General features: G+C 46.0%; 20 protein-coding genes. 17 read left to right on the top strand and 3 right to left on the bottom strand.

Annotated features, from left to right (window positions below; genetic code table 11):
- The first annotated feature begins 19 nt into the window (after positions 1–19).
- From E0496_RS11295 to E0496_RS36140, 4 genes are read left to right on the top strand one after another with little or no spacing between them, the layout of a single operon-like run.
- Complete coding sequence (locus tag E0496_RS11295; protein WP_141501674.1) at positions 20–1093, top strand: Gfo/Idh/MocA family protein; 1074 nt, start codon at positions 20–22, stop codon at positions 1091–1093.
- 58 nt (positions 1094–1151) lie between these two features.
- Positions 1152–2084, top strand: coding sequence for a hydroxyacid dehydrogenase (locus E0496_RS11290; protein ID WP_161601379.1), 933 nt, complete (start codon positions 1152–1154; stop codon positions 2082–2084).
- 56 nt (positions 2085–2140) lie between these two features.
- A complete protein-coding gene (locus E0496_RS11285) occupies positions 2141–3178 on the top strand; it encodes a zinc-dependent alcohol dehydrogenase (protein ID WP_141501669.1) in 1038 nt (345 codons plus the stop codon).
- A gap of 23 nt (positions 3179–3201) precedes the next feature.
- Positions 3202–3399: a hypothetical protein gene (locus E0496_RS36140; protein WP_206669744.1), complete on the top strand. Its 198-nt coding sequence runs from the start codon at positions 3202–3204 to the stop codon at positions 3397–3399.
- A gap of 69 nt (positions 3400–3468) precedes the next feature.
- Here E0496_RS36140 and E0496_RS11280 read toward each other — a convergent pair whose 3' ends face one another.
- From E0496_RS11280 to E0496_RS11270, 3 genes are all read right to left on the bottom strand, one after another.
- Positions 3469–5550 carry an alpha-galactosidase gene (locus tag E0496_RS11280; RefSeq protein ID WP_161601378.1) on the bottom strand — a complete coding sequence of 694 codons (2082 nt, stop codon included), beginning with the start codon at positions 5548–5550 and terminating at the stop codon, positions 3469–3471.
- Positions 5551–5683: 133 nt separating this feature from the next.
- Complete coding sequence (locus tag E0496_RS11275; RefSeq protein ID WP_141501665.1) at positions 5684–6559, bottom strand: AraC family transcriptional regulator; 876 nt, start codon at positions 6557–6559, stop codon at positions 5684–5686.
- Between the two features lie 76 nt (positions 6560–6635).
- Entirely contained in the window at positions 6636–7517 is an 882-nt protein-coding gene (locus E0496_RS11270) for a helix-turn-helix domain-containing protein (protein WP_161601377.1), read from the bottom strand.
- A 138-nt stretch (positions 7518–7655) separates the two neighbouring features.
- On the opposite strand from E0496_RS11270, the gene E0496_RS11265 reads away from it, so the two are divergent.
- The 13 genes from E0496_RS11265 (at position 7656) to E0496_RS11210 (ending at position 24125) form a co-directional block, all read left to right on the top strand.
- Positions 7656–8423, top strand: coding sequence for a phytanoyl-CoA dioxygenase family protein (locus E0496_RS11265; protein WP_161601376.1), 768 nt, complete (start codon positions 7656–7658; stop codon positions 8421–8423).
- Positions 8424–8565: 142 nt separating this feature from the next.
- Positions 8566–10080 (top strand): response regulator, encoded by a 1515-nt coding sequence (locus tag E0496_RS11260; RefSeq protein ID WP_141501659.1) that lies wholly within the window; start codon positions 8566–8568, stop codon positions 10078–10080.
- Entirely contained in the window at positions 10077–11879 is a 1803-nt protein-coding gene (locus tag E0496_RS11255; RefSeq protein ID WP_141501658.1) for a cache domain-containing sensor histidine kinase, read from the top strand. Before E0496_RS11260 ends, E0496_RS11255 begins: the two co-directional genes overlap by 4 nt.
- Positions 11880–12237: 358 nt before the next feature.
- Positions 12238–13185: an ABC transporter permease gene (locus E0496_RS11250; RefSeq protein ID WP_141501811.1), complete on the top strand. Its 948-nt coding sequence runs from the start codon at positions 12238–12240 to the stop codon at positions 13183–13185.
- Positions 13186–13199: 14 nt separating this feature from the next.
- On the top strand, positions 13200–14078 hold the full coding sequence (locus E0496_RS11245; RefSeq protein ID WP_141501656.1) for a carbohydrate ABC transporter permease: 879 nt from the start codon (positions 13200–13202) through the stop codon (positions 14076–14078).
- A 37-nt stretch (positions 14079–14115) separates the two neighbouring features.
- Entirely contained in the window at positions 14116–15645 is a 1530-nt protein-coding gene (locus tag E0496_RS11240; protein WP_141501654.1) for an extracellular solute-binding protein, read from the top strand.
- 89 nt (positions 15646–15734) lie between these two features.
- Positions 15735–15890: an ADP-ribosylglycohydrolase family protein gene (locus E0496_RS35550; RefSeq protein ID WP_141501651.1), complete on the top strand. Its 156-nt coding sequence runs from the start codon at positions 15735–15737 to the stop codon at positions 15888–15890.
- Positions 15891–16091: 201 nt separating this feature from the next.
- Complete coding sequence (locus E0496_RS11230) at positions 16092–18125, top strand: AraC family transcriptional regulator (protein ID WP_141501649.1); 2034 nt, start codon at positions 16092–16094, stop codon at positions 18123–18125.
- A gap of 27 nt (positions 18126–18152) precedes the next feature.
- On the top strand, positions 18153–19184 hold the full coding sequence (locus E0496_RS11225; protein ID WP_141501648.1) for a FecCD family ABC transporter permease: 1032 nt from the start codon (positions 18153–18155) through the stop codon (positions 19182–19184).
- On the top strand, positions 19181–20194 hold the full coding sequence (locus E0496_RS11220) for a FecCD family ABC transporter permease (RefSeq protein WP_141501646.1): 1014 nt from the start codon (positions 19181–19183) through the stop codon (positions 20192–20194). Before E0496_RS11225 ends, E0496_RS11220 begins: the two co-directional genes overlap by 4 nt.
- Before the next feature lie 598 nt (positions 20195–20792).
- A complete protein-coding gene (locus E0496_RS36135; RefSeq protein WP_206669743.1) occupies positions 20793–21155 on the top strand; it encodes a hypothetical protein in 363 nt (120 codons plus the stop codon).
- Positions 21156–21888: 733 nt separating this feature from the next.
- A complete protein-coding gene (locus tag E0496_RS11215) occupies positions 21889–22887 on the top strand; it encodes a type I glyceraldehyde-3-phosphate dehydrogenase (RefSeq protein ID WP_141501645.1) in 999 nt (332 codons plus the stop codon).
- A 752-nt stretch (positions 22888–23639) separates the two neighbouring features.
- Positions 23640–24125 (top strand): RrF2 family transcriptional regulator, encoded by a 486-nt coding sequence (locus E0496_RS11210; RefSeq protein WP_141501643.1) that lies wholly within the window; start codon positions 23640–23642, stop codon positions 24123–24125.
- The last annotated feature ends 53 nt before the right edge of the window (positions 24126–24178 follow it).

Here is a 24178-nt window from a genome sequence, read left to right as displayed (position 1 = left end):
AGTAAAGGGTGGGAGTAGAGTGGCGGCTAAAGTGCGTTTAGGAGTCGTAGGGTTAGGGCGGGTATCAAGCTCACATTTACCGGCGATCCAAGAACTGAGAGATAAAGTAACCTTAAAAGCAATTGTATCCCGAAACCCGGATAAAGCTGCCCAGGCAGTGGAAGGGTGGGAGGGAGCGAGAATTTACGATTCTTTTGAAGAAGCATTGCAGGATCCTGAAATTGATGCTTTCCTGCTTTTGCTGCCACACGATTTACATGCACCATATGCGATCAAAGCTATGGAGGCAGGCAAGCATGTACTTATCGAAAAGCCGATGGCGATGAACCGCGTTGAAGGTGAACAGATGGTTGAAGCCGCCAAGCAGAACAATGTGACTTTAATGGTAGGGCAGAGTCGAAGATTTTTCGGTCCCGTCATGAAGTCTATCGAAAAAATCAGCAATGGCGAGATTGGTGAGTTATTTACGATTCATGCCATGCTGCTGGCTTATATTGATAAACCGGCCGTGGATTGGTGGAAGGATGTTAAGCACATCGGAGGCTTTATTATTCCTCTTTGGGGCAGTCATATCCTAGATTATATCGTTTGGGCATACGGTGAACTGCCGGAAACGGTATATGCGCAAGGCTATTCCCATAACCCGAATTGGGAAGGGGAGGATGAGGTAGCGATCTCTCTGAGGTTTTCCAGGAACCGGATGGCCAACATCTTGATGTCCTTTAATGCTGGAAGAGTTCCAGGTGATGAAGAGGGGCTTGGCGGCAAACGAATCTGGACGACACAGGATAGCGTTTATGTACGCTATTTGACCGGAACGAAAGGCGTATTGCATCTTAAAGATGAGAATGAGCTGTTTGACAACGGAGAAAAAGTGGAATATCCGAGCAAGCATGCTTCGAACTTTACTTGGCAGTTGGAAGAGTTCATCGATTCCCTGTTGGAGAATCGCCAGCCACTTGCGGCGGGACACGAAGTGCTTGGGGTAATGCATATCATGGATGCCTGCTTCGAGTCCATAGCGACTAATCGGGTGGTTCGGTTGGATGAAGTAGGTTCTGTGAGAGAAAGTGAGCTGAGGACCTATAACTAGAAAAATAGTCGTACAAATACCAAGAAACGAATTGGCTGCTTTTTTGGAGCCGGATGTGTTGGAGAACTTAAAGCTGTTGGGTGAATTGGTTCTCAATCCATTTGAGCGGTCATTTACTCCAGATGAGCTGAGACGTCACCTCGCTGATGCCTCCATTTGCATCTCAACATGGGGCAGTTCACCGATTTCACAAGAGATTTTGAACTCAGCACCTAAGCTTGAGCTGATTGCACATATGGCGGGTTCGGTTAAAAATATAATAACTCCTGAAGCTTACGATAGAGGTATAAAGGTAATATCAGGAGGTCATGCCATCGCAGAATCGGTAGCTGAGTCCATATTAGCTATGATATTGGCTACTGGACATCGGATTAAGCTAGTGGATGATGCGATGCGGGGGAATGTAAGCTGGATGACTCCAGCGATGGAGGCGGATGAGCTTCGTGGGAAGACGGTAGGGTTTATTGCCCTCGGCATGGTGGCTCAAGAGGTGATCCGGCTATTGCAGCCGTTCCAATTGCAGTTCATCGGCTATGATCCTTACATGAAACAAGAAAAAGCTAAGGACCTCGGTGTGGAATTAATGTCCCTTCATGAGGTATTTACACGTGCACAAATATTATCGCTCCATCTACCGAAGATACCTGAAACGTACCAGATGATCGGACGAGAGGAGCTTCGCTTCATCCAAGATGGTTGTTTGTTCATTAATACCTCTCGAGGAAGCGTGATTAATGAGCAGGCACTGATTGAGGAGCTAAGAACGAATCGCTTTTTCGCTGCACTGGACGTATTTGAACAAGAACCATTACCAATGGATAGTGAGCTGCGTCGATTGCCTAATGTATTGGTCAGGCCGCATATTGCCGGTGTGAACCCTTCTTCCCGGAAAAGAATAGGCAGATCATTAGTGGAGGATATGCATCGTTACTTTAACGGGGAAGGAATCCAGCATGGAGTGAGTAAAGAGCAGCTGGCGTTAATGACTTAACGGATTCTCCGCTAGAATATTCATTTGAAGCCCATATTCCAGAAAGGGGTATTTATATGGTACGAAAAATGTCAGTTCCTCCGATGGAACTAGTTGATGAAGATGGCCCACAAATCCAAGTTTGTGCGGTTATGGACGAGATTGGGAAGATTAGCCTCCGAAGGGCGTTGATCCCAGAGCCCAAAGAAGGTGAAGTACGAGTCAAAGTTAAATGGGTGGGAATTTGTGGCAGCGATGTCGAAGTGTTTCGAGGTGCTCGCGAACCTGAGTTTATCTCGTATCCGACCCGTCTTGGACATGAGGTCGCTGGTGTAATTGATAAAGTAGGCAGCAATGTTATCGGCTTAAAACAAGGAGATCACGTAGCACTGCGTTATGTTTGGGGCGCGTTTGCCGAATATGTATGCTGTGAACCGTTCTCGGTCAAGGTGCTGCCCAAGGATTTACCCTTAATCGAGGGATCCCTGATCGAAGTGCTGCCAGGGATTATCCATGCTGCTGAGCTTGCCGATATTTCCCCTCATAAAAATGTATTGATAACCGGTCAAGGAGTGAGCGGCCTCATCATGACACAAGTGATGAGATTATACAGCCCACGCAACCTAGTGGTGACGGATTTATTCGACGAGAAGCTGGCGCTTGCGCGAAAATATGGTGCTACGCATACGTATAAAATTCCCCACGAGCATGCAGCTACAATGGATACGCTTAGGAAGGAATTTCCAGATGGATTTGATGTCGTCATCCCTTGTCTTCTGGAGGGTGAAGGAATGGTGGATGCCATTGATGCAACTGCGCAGAATGGGAAAATTGTGATGTATGGCTGCATCGGTACTTGCCGTAAACCAGTTGATTTTTTTAAGGTTCACAAGAAAAGGCTGGACATTCTATCAACCGAACCAAAACGGGATATCGACAACAGACGTTATTTCGACGAAGGGCTCAGGCTTGTACTGGATGGACTCGTGAATACGGAAGAAATGGTCACCCATATCGTTCCGCTAACCGAGGTAGACCGTGCATTTCAATTGCGCAACGAACATAAAGGCGATACGATCCATGTGATGATTGATTGTGAGGTAAATCGTAGTTGATCTGAAGGGTTGATTATTATCATATGAATGAGGCTGCTTCAAAGGTTAAATATGACCTGAGAAGCAGCTTTTTTATGCTGTTGGCTTCTACTTTTAGAAGTTCTATCCATGAAGCGGCTGATGATAGAGACGTTAACTTGAAGCACGATATCCGGCTTGTTATTGAAATGCCGAAGGTAGGGGTTAATCGTTATTCTAGCTTGTTTAAAGAGCTCAATTAAGGCTCCAATCTCACTTCCGAATCTACATTGTATCACAGATTCAGAGAAGGAGGTTGGAGCCTTTATGAGTTAAAGGTTAAATGTATAGCGATATAGTGCAAAGCTTAGTGGTTGGTTCAAGCTGATATTGATTTCTCCCGCTGAAGATGGAGTGAGCATCCATTCTTCATCTGGGAACACAAGCCGCTCACGGCCCTCGGAACGGACGAGGCATCTCAATGTCAAAGGAGTAGTCTGGCAGTCCCACAGTTTAAACGAGCCAGCATGTTCGGGAGTCCATTCTCGAAATACAAGCAAATATCCTTCCTTTGGATTGACCATACTCTGAAATCCAGTCCATCCGGTTCCGCTTGGTTCTTCTCCAATCGGCAGCACGTGAGAGTGACTGATATCTGTTTTAATGTCATGAAAAATGCGAATCAAAGGTTGCAAGATCTCGAGTTGACTTTCGGAGAGTCCGGACAATTCCATCCACGCGAGAGGGTTAGTAAATAGAGTGATCGCGAATGAATAGGCTATGCCACAGGACTGGGGCGATAAGGGATCCTGACCATATCGTTCGGCATTTCGTTCCGTATTGAGGAATTCAATTTGCAATTGGCTTGCGGGTACATAAGGGCATAACATCCAAGTGTTTCGTAATGTCCAGTGGGGATAGTAGCTCTGAAAATCGGTATAGCGGTTTTCCAGAAACAAGGATCCAACGGAGGTATGATACAAATAACCTTGGCGCTTACCGTTTGTTGTATCTAGGTTAAAGTGGACGTTTCGGGATGACACTTTTCTTATTTCATTTATGATGTTCAGAAAACGGGATTCGCCTAGCTTACTTTTAATCGAAATCCCGTCTAATTTGAAGTAGCAAATTTCATAATTTCTCCACAAGCTAAGCATAGCATCGAGGTCCTTCTGCCAATGCTGAAAATCTTGGGTTGAATCTGGGGAAAACCAAAGTCCCAGCTGGATATTAAGCTCTTTAGCACGCTGGACGATAGGTTCGAGACCGTTAGGAAATCGTTCAATATGGACATTCCAAAAGTCAGCGTCTCGTGAGTAATAATCGGCCCAGCTTCCCCCGGAAATCACCGAGTTGGAAGTAATCCCTTTTTGCCAACCGTCATCAATCTGAACATGTGTAATGCCAAGCGTGCTTGCCCGTTCTAGCTCCTGTAATATGAATGATTCTGTAATGCGACCATCGCGTGAACGGTCTCCCCAAGTATTGCTCATGAGCATTCGCTCATTCTCCTTAGGTCCTTCCTTGATGTAATTATAGTAGCTATGAATCAAGCGAAGCTGCTCCAGCTCACTGCCGTGAAAGACACCGACTGTCGTGCCATAGCACTCGACCCATTCCCCAGAATGGAGATCGCTCTCGGCAACACCGGAGGAGGTTACCCATAACCGCTTCTCAGCTAAACCGTAATCTTCACCGTCATATTGCAAATGTGCAAGGGAGGTTGGACTTTCCTTGATAATCAGAAGTCCGTCCTTCGTAATCGTGTTCTGTACTGTCAAAAAATTTCCTGAAAGCTTGATCCGCTCATAGTTGGTGTACAGCAGCCCTTCCTCTAGAGAGACCAGATTGTTATAAGTATCGGTTACATCCCGGAGTGTAACCGCTTTCCAACGGCAATGAAGAGAATCAAGTGGGAGATAATCAATATAATCTGTTGGGGCTTGAACTCCGTGATGGGTTGTCGCTTCGGATGCGACCGGCGTTGAAGCGGGCGAATCCGAGAAGGGAATACCTATGAACCTATCAGCAGCACGGTAAAATAAAGATTGTCTAATTAATGGGGTATTTGCACCAATTCGAAGAATCCACTTGATAGCGACGGGGCCGCAAGATGAGGAGATAATGACTTTCAAGCTAGTAAGGGACGGATCGCCTTCATTGTCAAAGCTATGCACAAGTTGATAAGCCGTGAACTCTGTTGTTCCAACATTCAAACCTGTGTGAGTATAAGAAGGATTAAAACGTAGGGAGTTCTGATCAAGCCACTCTGTATTTATTTGTAAATCTAGTAACGATAATGGAAAAACACCTTTGGTAGTTAGTAACCATTTGCGTTCAATGAAACGGTTGCCAATCGATAGAATGTCGTCGTGGTATCGAAAATAGCAACCATGGACAGTTTCTTGAATCATGTCGGTTATCCCTCCATTCATAATATTTTTGGGTAATATTTGGATAAAGTAAGTATAGTAAAATTGGAATTTGAGTTCAATAGAACGATATTTCGTATTGAAGTGGTAAAAAATTGTGATGGTTTTGGTTTTCTTACTGCAAAATACGCAATACCGAGACGAGAGGCTCTCGGGTTCCATTCCGATATTCCGTGGGGGTAAGGCCAATGATTTTTTTAAACACTTTAGTAAAGTAACCAGGGTCTTCAAAACCGGTCAATTTAGCAATTTCCGTAACGGAGTAGCGTGTTCCCGTCAATAGATTAGCGGCTTCCTCCACGCGTATTTTATTGAGATAATTAATAGGAGAAGCGCCCATTTTTTTATGAAAAGCCTTGCAGAAATGATGCTTGGACAACTGTTCGGTGCCAGCAATTTCCTGAAGAGTGATCGGATTGCTAAGATGATCTCTCATATAACGGAGCGCGTTGTTAAAGTTATGCCCACCCATGGCAACCGCTGAGCTTTCGGTTCGCACTTGTTGGTCCCAAAGTGTAAGGAGCCATTCGTAAACACGTATCGATTGATCGACGGGGTGATCGAGATGTTGCTGTTTGACGCTCATAAACAATTTCCAGAGCAGCTGGATGGGTCGAGTATTCGGATCCATTTGCTGGACATGACCTTTCGCGCATAACTGACTCCAAGTTGGGGCTGCTGTCACCCCGCTAAACCGAAGCCAGATGAACTCCCAAGGCTCTTCATCTACACTCGATTCGTAAAAATAACGATGTTCGCTCGGGATATTAACGAGGAAGGCACTGTTGCGAGGTACGGCTATTCGAGTGCCCTGTATCTCCAGAAAGCCGCGGCCGGATAACGTGTATTGGAAAAGAAATCCTATTCTATCTCTTTTTAAGCCGAAAAAGTCATAGCTGGATACATTAGTTACTTTTTGAACGCCAATGGAATGGATTATGCATAAATTCTCCTGCTGTTCTGTATGAAGAAATCCATAAGATTCAATCATAATAAATAACCATCCTTTGAATTTAATATTTAATAATCAATCGCTATGTCTCCTACCTAATTATAGCCGCTAATCATCAGAAACGATGATTTCTGCGATATTCGGAGGGATTGATTTTGCATTTGCTTTTGAACATGCGGCTGAAATAAAAGGCGTTCTGATACCCGCATTGCTCAGCAATTTGATCTAGCGTATCGTCGGTTTCGACCAGCAGAGATCTCGCCTTCTGCAGCCGAAGAGAGGTTACATATTCGATTGGAGATTGGTTGTAAGACTGCTGGAACCGTCTCGTCAAATGCGAGGGACCAATGCCCAGTTCGTCGGCCAACTGGCTTATATTCCAGCCATACTCCAAGGCGTGTTGCTCCAAATACGACAATACTCTGGCGATGACAGGGTCCTGCTTCGTCTTGCGGCTTCTGTCTGCGGAGGACGCCAGCTCCAGTGACAAAATGGCGAGCAGGTCGTCGACGAAGTGTCGGATATAGTCCTTGCCTTTGCCTTCCTCTGAACGCGCGCATGCGGTGCGCATATAACGATAGGTGGATTCCAGCCGCTGCAAGTCCCGAACGGCCAGCTTACCGTGCGGCAATGCCTGATCGGTTGCGAACTCGATGAACAAGAAGGAGAGAGGCTCCACCACTCTCCGTTTCAGCTTCATGCCGGGCGGACAGAGGACAAGCTCGCCGTAGCCAGCTTCGTCGAAGGGGCTATCCTTGGGTCGGCTGCTCTTGGGAGCGCTCCCCTTGAGCAAGGCTTCCTTGATCGCGTCGTCCTTAGGCAGATTCCCCCCGCCATTGCCGTCCTTTTCTTCGTCTCCGATCCCCTGTTCCATCGCGAAGGCGAAACGTCCCGACAACGCGGCAAGCATGACCCAGTTCCGGTATTGATCTTCCTCCATCTTAAATTCCGTACGCACTCCGCTGATGTAGCTTCTCTTGATTTCCAACGTCTGCAAGTAGTGATCCCCTCTCATGGGAAATAGGCAAAAAAGTATATGAATTAGTATAAGGGTGTGCATGTCAAAAGTAAATAAAGGCGTTTAATATAGATATTAAGAAGTTGATCGCAAAAAAAAAGTGAAGGGGAAATGAAAATGAGCAATATTAAGCTGTTATCCGACGAGCAAGTGAAAAGTTATAACGAGCAAGGTTATCTGGTGCTTCGCAACGTATTCAGCGAGGAAGAAGCACGCGTTCTGCAAGCGGAATGCGACAAACTACTGACGACGGAGCGGTTCATGGATCGCGGCAATGTGCGCGCCGGCTACAAGAGCTACGCGAATGGAGATGTAAAGATTGAAAGAATGGATCCGGTACATGATATATCGCCATTGTTCGCAGAGCTGGTGAAGGATGAACGGATCCTCTCGCCGCTGCGCGACATCTATATGGATGAGCCACTGCTGTTCAAAGATAAGCTGATCTTTAAGCTGCCGGGAGCGAACGGCTACAGCATGCATCAAGACTCCGCGTGGTGGCAAGGCTTTCCGATCGAAGGGCTGATCAGCGTCATGATTGCCATCGACGGCGCGACGGTAGAGAACGGCGGATTGGAACTGTTCCCTGGCTATCATGACCGATTCCGTTCGAAGCCGGGCGAGCTGCGCAATATGAACGCGGACGAAATCGCCGAGATTGATCCGCTGAAAGGCGAGATTGTCGAAACGAATCCCGGCGACGTCATCATCTTCCATTCCTTCACGCCGCATCAGAGCGGAGCAAATACTTCGGAGAATAGCCGTAAACAGCTTTATTTGACCTATTCTCCATCAAAGAACGGACAGCTGTACAATGCGCATTACCAGCATTTCAAGCGCTATGCGCTTGCGGGCAAAGACTTGAGCAAATATTATTTCTTGTAATCGCATGAGCCGAGCAGAAAACCTTCTCCTTATTGTCAGGGGAAGGTTTTCTGCTCGGCTCGCCCCAACTTTTAGCTGAAATCGAATTACGGATCGAGTATGCTGAATGTGAACGCTCCTGACAACGGAAGGGTGGGCAATTATGTATTCGTTATTGCTGGTAGAGGATGAAGAGGTTATCCGTAATGGGATGCGACATTGTCTGGATTGGCAGTCATATGGCATCGACGAGATGGAGGAAGCTGAGAACGGCCGAATCGGATTGGAGCTTGCGTTGCGTATGAAACCGGACATTATTATTACGGACGTTGTGATGGCGGAGATGGACGGCATCGAATTTGTACGCAGAATGCGACAGGAGCTTACGGACAAGTTGATTCGTGTAATCATTATAAGCGGACATGAGGATATCGAATACGTCAGATCAGCGCTTAAGCTGCAGGTTGTCGATTATTTGCTGAAGCCGTTTCATACCGAGGAGCTGGAGGACGTGCTACGGAAGGTGGTGGAAGCATGCGATTCGGATCGGCGGCAGGCCGAACATCTCGCCGGGTTGGAGGAGAAGGCGGATCGATCGCGGCAGCTCGTGCGGGAAAGGTTGCTCCATGAGCTGTGCCATAGGCCGCTCTCTGCCGAGGAAATATCCATTTATTCCGATTATGCCGGGGAGCATCTCTCCTTCGATCCGGGCTGCCGTGCCGCATATATCGAAGGCAGCATGTTGCGGGAGGGCGAATTGCGGGCGCTTGAGGGAGTATTGGCGATATTCCCTATGGATCAAGGCGCTATCGGCGGCGTCATAGCCGGTGGAGATTGGCTCGAAGACGCCAGCGTTCAGGCCTGGCTGGCAGATACGGGGGCAACCGTCGGTATCGGTTCGGCGGCTGAGCGGCCGGAAGAGCTGCATCATTCCTTCCAGCAAGCGAGGATTTCATTTATTGATGCGAAGGAAAGTGGTGAGAGCGCCATTACAGTCGCTTATCAGTCGGATGCGAGCGATAAGAAAGAATGGATTCTCTCTGAGATGGCAACATGCGAGGCGGTGATGCTGGATGCGCTGGAGCGGGGCGATCAGGAGGCACTTAAAGAGGGACTTCAGGCATATACCGGGCTTGTCCGTCGCTTCGATCAGGCCAAGCCGGATTATCTGCAAGCATTTTTCAGCATGTTTCTCGCGCAAGCGAACCGGCATTTTGCTGTGCTCTTGGAACCCTCGGCGCAAGCATCGAGAGCACTGGAGGAGATCGGGGCAACCCGCGAGCAGCACGCGTTAATTCGGATTTTCAATGACGCCATCATGAAAATTATGGAAGCGATTAACAGCAGGGCGGATCAACGCAGCGTCGTCCGGCTGGTCAAAGGTTATATCCGCAGCTCCTTCGGCGAGGAGCTTACACTGGCGCAGATTGCAGAGCACGTGCATCTTTCTCCAAATTATTTGGCCAATCTGTTCAAGAAGGATACGGGGATGACGATCAATGCCTATATGACTGAAGTTAGACTTGAGGAAGCGAAGCGTATGCTGCTGGATGACAATCGGCTCCTGATTCACGATATTTCAGAGCGGATTGGCTATAAGGACAGCAAATATTTTACGAAGCTGTTCAAGCGGGAGTTTGGTTTGAGTCCAAGCGAATATAGGGAGCGATATGGATGAAGATGCTGCTTGGCAGATTTCTCCTCATCGATTCAAGGATGAAGCTGCGCAATAAAATGTTGATTTCTTTTGTATTGATGGTATTTATTCCATCGGTATGCATCGGCTTCTTCTCTTATCAGAAATCGTCGGCGATCATTAGTGAGCAGACCAGTCACGCCTACCTGGAGGCGCTTCGTCAGACGACAATTAATATTTCGTACCGTTTGGACGAAATCGAGAATATTTCCGAGATGGTGTATGCGAACGAAACGTTGCAGAAGCTGCTTCGCAAATCACAGCAGGAGAAGCTGTCGGTAGGCGAGGTTATTGACGATTACAACACCATCATTGAGATATTGGAAAATTCGGAGAAAAATCGCACCATATTCCGTATCCGGCTTATGGTTGCAAGTAATCCAATGTACGCTATGGAGGGCATCAATATTTTGAGCATTGAACCCCGCATGCTGGAGGATTGGAATACGAGACTTTCATCCAAGAAACGATCGATGGAATGGGTTTACAGCCCGGGCACGACCTATCCCGGCATTGGCGTTAAGGAGACGGTATCACTCTACCGAACGATCAAGGATTTAAAAAATGTTCGTAATTTACTGGGACTGATTGCAATTGACGTGGATCAGGAGACGATTAACGCCGTATTGCGCGATATGAGTCTAAACCTGCCTTATCAGGCTGTATTAATGAACCGTCAAGAGATGATCGCCTCCTATTCGCAGGGCATGGATAGTATCCCAATGGATTCGGACGAGCTTCAAGCCGCCTTGGGCGACGAAATCGGAGAGCGGCATGCTTATACGAGCGTTCGAATACACGGCGAACGTTATTTACATCTTGTACAACCGATGGAAGATCTGGATTGGCAGCTGGTTGTGCTTATTCCCTCTCTGCGCATTACAGATAAAAACTCGCTGCTTGGTTTGTATATTCTGCTCCTATCCGTTTCGCTAATTGCTCTTGGCATCGGACTTGCCTATTTGTTGTCGAACCGGATTACGAGCAGGCTCTCCCATCTGATTCACAAGATGAAGGATTTGGAGCGAGGGCAATTTGGCAAGGTGGTGGATGTTAGCGGCCAGGACGAAATTGCTGTGCTGCAACAAAGCTTCAATAATATGTCCATACAGATCCAGTCGCTTATAGGAGAGGTATATGCGATGACCCGAAAGCAGCAGCAGGAGGAGCTGAAGGTGCTGGAAGGACGAATCAACTCCCACTTTCTCTACAATACGCTGGATACGGTGAAATGGATGTCCCTCTCCTCCAATGCACCGGAGATTGCTAGAATCGTTACGAATTTATCCAAGTTTTATCGGATCAGCTTGAACAAAGGGCATGCAAGACTTAGCGTGGAGAAGGAGTTGGAGCATGTTCAGGCTTATGTGGCGATACAAGAGACCAGATTCAGTGGCAAGCTCCGATACGAGACAAAAGTGGACTCCGCGATACTACACAAAGAGATCATAAAGCTGATCCTGCAGCCGATTGTGGAAAATGCGATTTTGCATGGCATTAATAAAAGCGCTTCCAGGCAAGGGAGAATTCGCGTGCGCGGGCTGCTTCGCAAGCATGCCATCGTATTCTACATTACGGATACTGGGGCCGGTATGAGCACGGAGCAAATGTCTTCGCTGCTCCAGGAGGGCGGCGCAGGATACGGCGTTAGGAATGTGCATGAGCGGCTCAAGCTTTATTTTGGAGAAGGCAGTGGGGTCAGAATACGTAGTAGGGAAGGGCAGGGGACATCTGTAAGACTTCTGCTTATATTGGATACAGAGAAGGTCCTGGATCTATGAAATGATTACCAAATTGTAGAGGAGCCCTGTTAACAGGGCTTTTCTCTTTCCCTTTAATCTACTGAAAGTGGATACATAGTTAAATGAATGATCCGTGATATAACTCGTATAGAGGCATTGACGATGGTCTTGAATGTTTTGAATCTAAATCAACATATCGATACGTTATTGTTCGTTGAAACTGTGCTGTAAATCATAAAGCGTTAAATGCCACAACCTTGTAACCGCTTGCAAATGCGTAATAACAGCCACCTAACCGTAACTCTGTCCCGTTTCCGTTCTTCCACAGAACTCTTACAATAACAATAGGAAGTAGATAACGGACATACGAAAGAGGTGATGTTGCGGTATGCAGAGGATGGAGAAAGTAGAGTTAACACAGAAGAGAGCGCATCACACGCGCGCGCGGTGGCTGCTGGATCTGAAGAGAGATTATGTGCTGTACCTGCTATTGCTGCCAGGCTTGGCCGCATTGCTGCTCTTCAAATATTTACCGATGTACGGCGTGGTGATCGCCTTCAAGGACTTTAATCTGATCAGCGGCATATGGGGAAGCCCGTGGGCAGGGTTCAAGCATTTCGAGGAATTATTCAGGGCCCCCAAGTTCTACAGCGTGCTGGAGAATACATTGCTTATCAATTTCTACAAGCTGGTCTTTCAATTCCCGTTGCCTATTCTGCTGGCGCTAATGATTAATGAAGTGCGGAATCTAATGTTCAAGCGGTTTGCGCAGACGATTACTTACTTGCCACATTTCTTGTCATGGGTCATCATTAGCGCGGTGTTCATAAATGTGCTGTCGCCACAAACGGGTATTCTCAAAAATGTATTCGCTTTCTTTGGTATGAGTCATATCATGATGATCGCGGACGAGCGGTTTTTTCGGGGAGTGCTTGTGGCTTCGTCAGCCTGGAAGGAAACCGGATGGTCCTCCATTATTTATCTTTCGGCGATTCTGGCCGTTGATCCGCAGCTGTTCGAGGCGGCCAAGATCGACGGAGCGGGCAAGATGAGACAGATCTGGCATATCACCTTGCCAGGCATTCGCAGTGTAATTGTCTTCATTATTATGCTGCGCATCGGAACGGCACTTGGCAACGACCTAGAGCAGGTGCTGATGTTATACAGTCCTTTCGTATACAGTGTAGGCGATGTTATCGGAACATATGTATACCGGATTGGGCTTGGTCAGATGAAATACAGCTTCACGACGGCGATTGGTCTCTTCCAATCCTTGATTGGCATGGCATTGATATTCGGTGCCAACAAGTTAAGCAAGAAATTCGGCGAGAGAAGCTTATGGTAGGGGAGACTGCATAAATGAACACTAAGCTGCAAACCAAAGGAGAAACCGCGTTCTCCGTTATGAACTACATTTTGTTGCTGCTCGTCATTCTGATCTGTCTCATTCCCGTCGTGAATCTTGTGGCCAAGTCGTTCAGCGATGAAGCGAGCATACTGGCAGGAGACGTGTTCTTGTGGCCAATCAACTTCAATGTGGACGCATATGAGGTTGTGTTGAATAGCAAGAGATTTCTGGTATCCTTCCAAAATTCGGTTATCATCACGGTGTTGGGTACAATTCTCAACGTGCTGCTGACGATATTCACCGGGTACGCCTTGTCACGTTCAAGGCTGCGAGGTGCCAAGGCGATTATGATGCTGTACGTATTTACCATGCTCTTCAGTGCGGGTATTATTCCTACGTATCTGATTGTAAAAGAACTCGGTTTGTTGAATTCATTATGGGCGCTTATTTTACCGTCACTTGTCAGTCCATTTAACATGATTATTGTGAGGCTGTACTTCTTCGGCATACCTGACAGCCTGGAGGAATCTGCAAAGATGGATGGCGCGGGCAACCTACGCATTTTGTTCCAGATTATGATTCCACTCGCGTATCCGGTTATCGCCACTATAGCGCTCTTCTGCGCGGTTGAATATTGGAATAGCTACTTCGATGCGTTAATGTACATTAACGATAGTGGACGTTTGCCTCTGCAAGTGTTTCTGAGAGAGATGCTGATGAGCGTGTCGGATGCAACGAGCAATATCGATATGCTGTCGAGCGCCGACGTGCCGCAGGAAGCGATTCGAGGTGCAACGGTTGTAGCGGCTACACTACCAATCGTGATCGTGTATCCGTTCTTGCAGCGTTTCTTTGTCAAAGGTATGGTGCTTGGCGCCGTCAAAGGCTGACTATAGCAAACAAAAAAATTGTGGGAGGTCAAAAGGGATGGGTATGAACAAAAAAACAAAGAAAATGGGTATTGTCCTGCTTCTACTGATGCTGACAGCAAGTGCATTGGCAGCTTGCGGCAATACAAACAATGCTGGCAATGGCAAGGTAGCGGACGGATCGGTGGCTCCAACAACAGCGGCGACGAAAGCGCCGAAGGAGAAGGTAACGCTTCGTATTCTCGGCGAGAACAATATGGAGGAATTTCCGGCAGGTTCCGATGTGAATAACAACGTCATTATTAATGAGCTTCGCGAGCGGACCGGATTCGATATTCAATGGGAGCTGATGCCGAAGGACCCTGAAGTGGCCAGGCAGAAGCTGAACGTGCTTATGGCTTCCGGAGACACGCCGGATCTGATCATCTTGAGTAACAAAGGGATTTTCGGAAACTTCGTGCAGCAAGGTTTGCTGACGCCACTGAACGATCTGCTCGAATCCGACGGACCCGATATTAAGAGCACATTGACGGAGGAACAATGGAAGTCGGCTACCTTCGAAGACCAAATTTACGCGGTCCGCACGGTCAATTTCTCCAGTGCAGTCAACGGACTGCTCGCAAGGAAAGATCTGCTTGCGGCAGCTGGTGTTGGCGAGATCAAGACGCAAGAGGAGTTTTACCAAGCTCTAAAGGCATTGAAGGCGAAGGACCCGTCGATCATTCCGTACGCCGCCAATTTGGCGCAAGGATTATCCTCCCTGGATGCCATCGCAAGCATGTTCTATCCGCCGGTTGATTATGTCCAGCAGGATGGCAAGGTAGTGTATACGCCGCTATTGCCTGCCGCTAAGGAGTTCCTGGCATTCGCCAACAAACTGTATGCAGAAGGGCTGATCGATCAAGAATCGATTGTATCGAAATCCGAAAATTTGAAGGAAAAACTGGTTAGCGGACAAGCGGCTATGAGTACGGTGGGCTGGTACGAAGAGCCATCGATCAGCAAAGCGTTGGCGGAGAAGAAGCCTGGTGCAGAGATGGTATTTATGGCGCCACCGGTTGGCGATAACGGTGCCGCAGGATTCTCCCGCAACTCCACAACTGCCAAATATTTTATGATTCCGAAGGCGAGTAAACATGCCCAGGAAGTGATGCAATTCCTGAACAAAGTAACGAATGACGAAATCATCAATTTGATCTCGTTCGGCCTCGAAGGCACGCATTACGAGTTGAAGGACAGCAAGATTGTCGCGCTTCTTGAGCAGGAGAATATCCGTTACCGCGTATATTACAATATGTTCGACACGATTGAGCTTGGATTGCAGCGCCTTGAGCAGAAGGGATTTGCGCCTTACTTCGAGGCTGTAAATAAAACAGCTAAACACGAAAACGTGGTAAATCTTGTTCCGCCGGTCGAATTGGTCGACAAGACGAATCAGGAGCTGATTGATCTGCGCAACGAATATTTCCTGAAAATGATAACAGGAGCGCTGCCGTTGTCAGCCTATGACGAGTATGTAACAAAATTCAAGAAGCTAGGCGGAGAAGCGGTTGTTGAAGCACTGAACACTGCATATAACGGCAACTAAACACACCAACGAAACGGTATCTTGCAACCTGCAGGATACCGTTTCGTTTTTCATGCAGCAACTTTCTGTTCCAGGGAGCCGAATGAACTTTGGCCATTCAATCACTTCGTAGGTATGAGCCAAGAAGACTGTGGGATTCGCTTGATATGGCGATCAATAAGGATAAGTTGGAAGGCGCCATGCTGGCCTGTTTCGCAGGCTGTACGTTAGGCGCGCCAGTCGAGTTCTGGGAGTTTCATTCTTGAAACCGAGCAATCAAAACAAATGGAAGTGTGACGAATGTACGTTTTTTCCAAATGCCTTACGACGAATCATGTAGGAAGCAAAGTGAGCGGATTTTACATGACATTAAAAGTGTCCAAATGAATCAATTTTATTTGATATTGATTATCATAATCAACTAGTATACGCTGAAAATATGACGACGATTAAAGGAGAGAACACTGGTGCCACAAGATCCGGAATTTACTAACCATTTTACAAAAGAGATGATTAATCTTGCCGTACGGATATGGGCACGCTCATCCATATCACTAATAGATGTTCGTTACCAAATGCTTCATCCAGACACCCCATTGCAAAATTACAGGATGCCGACCAATATGTTTGTTTATACCCAGGGTGGGCCAGCAAGCATAAAACTCAATCATACCTCCTACCAGTCTGGACGATTTGGTATTTTTCATGGAGGAAAGGGAACAGAGCTATCGATTCACCCTACTGGCACAAGCCTGGGGATGTATATGGTGATATATAAAGCCGAAACGGCGCCTTTTTACAAAAGAGACATTTATCGCTTATTAGAGAACATCAACCCATTTATACAGGTTTTTGGGTTTTCACCGTCAAACCCCATTTTCTTCATAGAAAAGTTTCAGAGCATGTATGAGCGCTGGAATCAAGTGTCCGCACTAAATCAATTTTATGCAAAAGCTACTCTATATCAACTTATCTATGAGATATACAAGGAGTTGGAAGAGGGAAATATCCGTTACTTTGAGCCTGATTATGTGGAACTTGCCAAGCAATATTTGGATCAACATTATACCGAGCAAGTATCCATTCAATTACTTTCAGAAATGCTGCCAATTAGCAGAAGTTTGCTTGGCAAGTTGTTTAGGAAGCGAGAACATAAAAGCTTGCAAGAATATTTGAATGAGAGCCGATTGGATTCAGCTAAACGTTACTTGCAGAGTTCAAGCGTATCGATACAGGAAGTTGCTATTGGCTGCGGCTTTACAGACGAACTGAATTTGAACCGGATGTTTAAAAAATATTTTCAAATGACGCCAAGCGAATATAGAAGAAAAATGATTGATAACATTACCAAAAATGATATTGATAACAATTATCAACGTCACTACAATGAGAGAGGACTAGACAGAGTAGTCCATTCTAAGAGAGACGGGGAGTTAAACATGTTTGTGCAGACAAGAAGCAAGGAAATTATTCTGGCAGCTGCGATGAGCTTGATGCTATTATTATCGGCGTGTTCGTCGAATGCTCCAGCCACGCCAAATTCGGCGCCTGCCCAATCGCAAAATCAAGAAACAGCTATTCCACAAGAAAAAGGGGCAGAGGATGTGGCTCAGACACGTATTGTGAAAACAGAGCATGGGGATGTGGAGGTACCTGCTAATCCGCAGCGTATCGTCTATTTAGTGGGTAATAATGTTGGAGATATATTGCCGTTTGAAAAAACGGTAGTTGGCGTCGATAAATATGGTGATCCATCAATGCGGCCAGATGAATGGAGACAACAATGGGGACATTTCGTCGCAGATGCTAAGGTTGTTCCGGGTGATGATTTGGAAGGCATTATGGCCCTTGAGCCTGATTTAATTATTGGCTCTCCTACTTGGTCCTCCTCTTCGCTTGAGCAATTGAGTAAAATAGCGCCTACGATTTTTTATAATGAAATGTCTACATTAGAGGAGAGGATGACTTTCTTCGGAGAGGTATTCGGAATGCCTGAACAGGCTGGGAAATTTATTACTGACTATACGACAAAAGTCGAAGCCGCAAAGCAACGTCTTGTGGATGCCGGCCTTTATGATAAGAAAATCGTATTTTTGCAAGGTGTTGAAGAAGGTACTCCGGGATTACAAGGAGATAAAACTAGAGGAATTATCTATGAAGATCTGGGTATGAAAGCTCCTGAGATTGTTGAAAAAGAATTTTTCAACAGAGAAAATCCAAAATCGGAAGGTTTTTATGCGCCAATTTCATTAGAAGTGATTAGTAAATACTTGAACGAGGCAGATATTATAGCCTATACGAATTTTGAACCAAATGTAGAAGAGCTTGAAAAGAAACTTTCCTCGGTTGATATATGGAACACGATCCCAGCGGTAATGGGAGAAAACATTACGTTCTATTCAACTACTGACACTTTAAATGACTATGATTATGCTAGCCGTACGATTTCATTGGATACTTTTGTAGACACGCTGTTAGAACTGCCGATCGCAAAAAAGTAGTCCTGATTTGGAAAGGAACTATTGCACATGCAAGTTGAAAATCCCGAGAGAGAACGTAGAAAGTGGTCGGGTAGTTTCGCAATCTGTATCATTATAGGTTTGGTTCTGCTAATACTAATAATGGCATTGTCAATTACCTTTGGTGCAGCCGATATGCGCTTGATCATTGCCTGGAATGCTGTCTTTCATTATGATTCGGATGTTATAGATCACCAGATCGTCCAAACTTTACGATTACCGCGGACGCTGGCTAGCTTGATTGCAGGCTGCAGCTTGGCTATCTGTGGAGCTGTGATGCAGGGCACGACTCGTAATCCGCTAGCTGACTCCGGACTAATGGGCATTAGTGCAGGATCAACGTTATCCATCGCCATCTGTATGGCTTTCATACCTAGCAGCACTTATGGCGAACGTATGCTGTTCGCTTTTCTAGGTGCAGGAATAGCTACCTTTATGACCTACTATATTGCCTCGCTGGGGAAGAGAGGGATAACGCCGCAGCGGCTGGTGCTGGCCGGTATCTCGATATCGATGCTATTTGGTGCATTCAGTCAGTATGTGGCGATCCGCTATAATATTGGACAGTCGTTGGTATACTGGACATCTGGCAGTGCAGCGGGAGCCAAATGGAATGAACTGCTAATCATATCGCCTGCTTTTGCAGTTGGCTTGCTGGCTGCTCTTGCCTTATCTCCGTCAATTACAATCTTAAGCCTTGGGGAAGAAGTTGCCAGCGGTATTGGACTGCGTCCCCGCGTTGTCCAAGGAGCCGCTACAATTATCGTACTATTGTTAACTGGACTGGCAGTTATCGTAATCGGACCGGTTGGTTTTGTCGGCTTAATCGTGCCGCATATGGTACGATACTGGGTCGGCGTCGATTATCGTTACATTATTCCCGCATCTGCCGTCTATGGCGCTCTCCTAACCGTATCGGCAGATCTGATTGGCCGCATAATCAACAAGCCGTTTGAAACCCCGCTTGGCATTATTTTTGGCGTGGTTGGCGTGCCGTACTTCCTCTACCTCGTTCGTACGCAAAGGGGGAAAATGGAATGACGGTTGTAATAAGAAGAAAGCGGCGGGCGATTTATGTACTTGTGTGCTTAACGGCGATGCTGCTTGTACTTGCCGTAATGAGCATCAATTCCGGGAAAATCAGCTTAACTCCGCTCGAAGTGCTTAAGGTTATGCTAGGTGGCGGGACAGATCGTCAACAGACCGTTGTGATGGATTTCCGATTGCCTCGAATCATTCTCGCCATACTAGTAGGTATCGGTATGAGTTTGGCCGGGTGCGTAATGCAGACGTTGTTGCGAAATGATATGGCAAGCCCTGGCACACTGGGGATAAGCGCTGGTTCTGGTCTTTTTGTACTGTTATACATCGTGGTGTTTTCGACGCAAGGAATGTCTGCTGCTTTTGCAATGCCAGTATTATCCTTTGTTGGTGGGCTGACATCGGCAGCACTCATCTTTCTGCTCGCTTATCGGCGCCGACGACCAAGCTCCCCAACGAGTCTGATCTTGACTGGGGTGGCGCTCGGCAGCGGGTTTGGCGCGGCAAGCCTGTTTCTGACGCTCAAGTTAGATGAAAATCAGTTGAATTTTGTGCTGCGCTGGAGTGCAGGAAGTTTATGGGGAACTGAATGGCGCTATCTGATGATATTGGCACCGTGGATTTTTGTGTTTTCCCTATATATTTTTTATAAATCGCGATTGCTTGATTCGCTGTATTTTGGACATCAGGTGGCGACGGGCCTCGGTGTGTCGGTCAAGCGGGAGTTTCTGCTCCTTGCGATCGCTGCGATTGCTCTGGCGTCAGGAAGTGTATCGCTTGGTGGAAATTTCTTCTTTATCGGCCTGATTGCACCACATATGGCACGCAGACTGGTGGGAATAAACCACAAATGGGTGTTGCCTGCATCGTGCTTGATCGGTGCTGTCGTTGTTTTGCTGGCCGATACCATTACGCGCACAGTCAGCTTTGGAGCCGATGTGCCGACCGGTATTGTAATCACGATCCTGAGCACTCCATATTTCTTGTATTTGATATCCAAGACAAATTAACTTGCTATTGAATGACTCGGCTGATGTTGAGCATATGGATACGTGTTCTAGGCGGTACGTGAGTGAGATGTATGCATTAATAAAGAACTTTTAGAACAAAAGTAATGTAGATTAGAATCGTGAACATTGCAAGATGGGTTTACCTATTAAGCACTAGGGTAAGTAAGGCCGAAAACCCCTTTTGCAGCTTGATATATAATGTATACTTAGACCTACAGATTCAGGATAGGACTCTCCACTCCTTTCCTAATCCAATAGTGCCCATCATGAGTGCAGGCCACCCTTTTGGGTGGTTTTTTTGAGAAAAGGTACCTCGATTTTTCTACATTTGAATTTGTTTATCTGATTTCATGTATTTCTTCCTATCTAGAGTGAATTTCTCCTCACTAAGGACTCCATCAAAATTTTCATTCTTTTTGTTTGATTTTGGAATAAACATATTTTCTGATTTTTTTTGAAAAATGAAAAAAATTATGGTTTAAATGGAACCTGGTAAACTTCACTAAATATGAAGTACATTGGACTAATCAAATGTAAGAGATGGTATAATTTTGATCAACGATACATGCAAATATAGATATTCCATTAACGTTAAAATATGAATATTACTAGATACACATTAGTGCAAGAGTTATGTTTTAAGGTAAACCTGTTTAATCTACATCAAATATTATCAGCGAATGATGAATTTATTATCTTCACCTCAGAAGATCGATTACCGGATGTTACGGAAATAGTATTTGTAAATATACCGGAAAATCAATATGTAGTTATTCACAATAGTTATGAAACGGGTTGGTATGACTTTAGGCTAGTGAATAATAAGAATAGAGAGCCTGATTACTTTATTTTCAACCAGGAAGTTAGCATGGGTAATGTTAAAATGGACCCTGAAATAAAAATGATTCGCTGGTTAGATCTAATTCCCCAGTTAATTTGGGAGAAAGTTAATGCCGATTAATTTTGGTATCTTTATTAAAAGGTGAGTTAATTTAGTACTTGAAGTGAGGGCCAGCAGCATGAAGTGAACCGTCATTTTCAGTAGATTAATTCAACGATAGTCATTGAAGTGTATCCTAAGTCAATTTACGCATGAGTTCGGTAATGTCTAAGGGCATAACCATAGGGTTTCTTCTGACTATGTCAGCTTATTGTTTAGGGCGAACTTACGTTTATGGGATGGTTAAAATTAAAATTAGAGTTTATGGAACTTTAATACGACCGATAGTTTAGATTATTCTCTGAAAGTGAAGTGGGTACGATTTTCAACCTGCAGCAAAAAATCAGGGAAATGCAGAATGGTACTGGAGTATTGTGGGAAAATAAATACTTACTTGGAAAAAGCATTTAACTTCAAATAATTAGAACAAGAAATATCGAATAGCTCATTGGAATGAAAAATGGGCCATACTTCGTTTGAAATCGAAAGAATTTATGTAAGGGAAAGATGGCATAGACAGGAGTCGACTCTTTCTATAAGAGGGATGAAGAACAAAGGGATATCATTATGACCAAAACAATCAAGGCTTAGTGCTATTTTTATTGTTGCAACTTCACTTTGTCAAAAGCTGAGCATGCCCTTGCACGGGATGAATTACGTAGAAAGTAAGTTTAAGGCCAACGTTGGAATTCGGGCAAAGAAATAGTGTACACTATACCCGTCGACAACATTATTCAAATGGAGGCTGAGAAATATGGGTAAAATTGCGATTTTCGGTTTTGGCCGCATCGGCAGAGTACTGCTGCGCGTCGCGCTTCAAGACAAGCTCTTCGTTCCGGTTTCGGTATCGGATATCAAGGAGGAGGGCACGCTTGCCGCGCTATTCGAAGTGGATTCCAACTATAAGCGTTGGCATGAGGACGTATCCGCCCAAGAGGGAGCATTGGTCATCGGCGGACGTGAGATTCTCTATATCAATTCCTCGCAGGAAGTGCCGGACTGGAAAGCGCTCGGCGTGGACCTCGTCGTCGATTGCACGGGTCGCGCTGTCGTCCGTTCCGTCGCTGAGGTGCATCTGGATCGCGGCGCGAAGCGCGTCCTTATCAGCGGTCCGAGCAAAACCCTCGATGATTGTGATGCCGTGCTGCTGAAGGGGATCAACCTTGACAGCTTCGATCCCGACAAGCACCGGATCATCAGCATGGCTAGCTGTACGACTAACGCCCTCGCGGCCGTCGTCAAGCTGGTCAAAGAAAACTACGGGATCAAATACGGACTGTTCTCCACGGTCCATTCTTATACCAATACGCAATCGTTGACGGATCAGCCGATGCGCGACCGCAGGGACTCCTGGGCGGCGGCCGAGAACATCATTCCGTCATCGTCAGGCGCGGCCAAGGCGCTTAAGTTCATCTGGCCGGACCTGAAGATTACGGGGAAGGCCTACCGCATACCGACCCGCACGGGCAGTATCGCCGAGTTAAATCTGATCACGGAGAAGCCGTGCACGGTGCAGGAAGTGAATGATATGTTCCGCCGTGCCTCGCGAGAAGGCGACCTAAAAGGTGTCATGGATGTACTTGAGGGCGAATGGGCCTCGTCGCGAATCATAGGCGATCCGCATACATCAATCATCGATCTGCCGCTCACCCACGTGGAAGGAGAGCTCCTATCCGTCGCGACTTGGTACGACAATGAATGGGGCTTCGCTACGCGTCTGGCGGAGGTTGCAGCATTCTTGGCAAATAAATAAAAGAGTTTGCCCCGGCCTTCCATTCCGGTGACGGGGGAATTTCATCATCCACGAAAGACTAGCAAGGGCCGCTCATTTGAGCGGCTCTTTTTTTGTGCTTGTTAGGTAGCTGCAAATGATGTGGACTTGGAATGATTTTAACGTTCTACTAGACTAATGCATCGGCAATCGTTTCAGTGATCCCGATATACCTCTTTTTTGGAATTGCTCAGAAATCTATAGTAAGCGGATTGACAGCAGGAGCAGTCAAAGGCTAGTTTCAAAAAAACTACAAGATAAGGACTCTCCAAGCCTATCTATACTTTTGCACTCTTTTTGAGTGCTATCCACCTTTAAATGTGGCTTTTTTTAATTGAATTGAGCGCCATTCGTTTTGGCGGAGCCAAACCGAGAATGTATTCGAAAATAGCTGAATCACTTCTGTACCATGGCGGGTGGAGGCTATTTTTGTTTATAAAAAGGGGCTATTCTGAATTTGTGGTGGAAAGCGTTTCACGACATCATAATATTGGATTATATAGTGGGCAAATTCGTGGAAACTCATCCTCTGTGATAACATGAATCATTGCATGAATTTTCACTTTTTCAATATAAGGAGAGTGAGACGACCACTGCTGCTGTGATTTTCAGATTCGTCCACGATTTGAAGTGAAGCTATAATCAAGAATGTCATTGCATTTTATTATTAAATCAGATATTATGGATAACGAAGGTCTGTAATAGTGGTGATATTGAGAAGGGAGGTTTTATATTTGCAGTTCTCCAAAAGTACAGATTACGCCCTACACGCTTTAATTCATCTGGGACAATCGGAGCGTTGCAACAACGTCGGGATCAAGGGATTATCTGGGGCACTTAATGTTTCGGAAAGCTATTTATCCAAAATCATGTCCAAGTTGAGGCAGGATGGAATCGTACGTGCTGCGCCAGGGGTGAACGGTGGTTACGAGCTTGCACGACCGGCAGATCAGATTACGTTCTTAGATGTGATTCAAGTGATTGAAGGAAGGCAGCAGTTATTCGAATGTTCGAATTCGAGTTCGCGGCAGCACCAGTTGTTAGCGAAAGAGGGGGCTGCACAACGGGAACAGAAACATCAGGGGAAAAACGAATGTTTAGTTGAGAAAGTTATGTATGGCGCTGAACAGCATTTGCACCAATACTTGCGAGAACATACGATTCAGTCGGTATTGGATGAGGCGTACAAGCGTTGCAGTCACGAGGTAAACAAGAAGTGATGAACTTCTTGTATTCTAATTATGGATATTGTAGATCCATATAAAATAGAAAA

The sequence above is a fragment of the Paenibacillus luteus genome, assembly GCF_006542765.1.
GTDB lineage: Bacteria > Bacillota > Bacilli > Paenibacillales > Paenibacillaceae > Pristimantibacillus > Pristimantibacillus luteus.
Note: the sequence above shows the minus strand (reverse complement) of the source record. Positions and strands in the feature narration are given on the sequence as shown.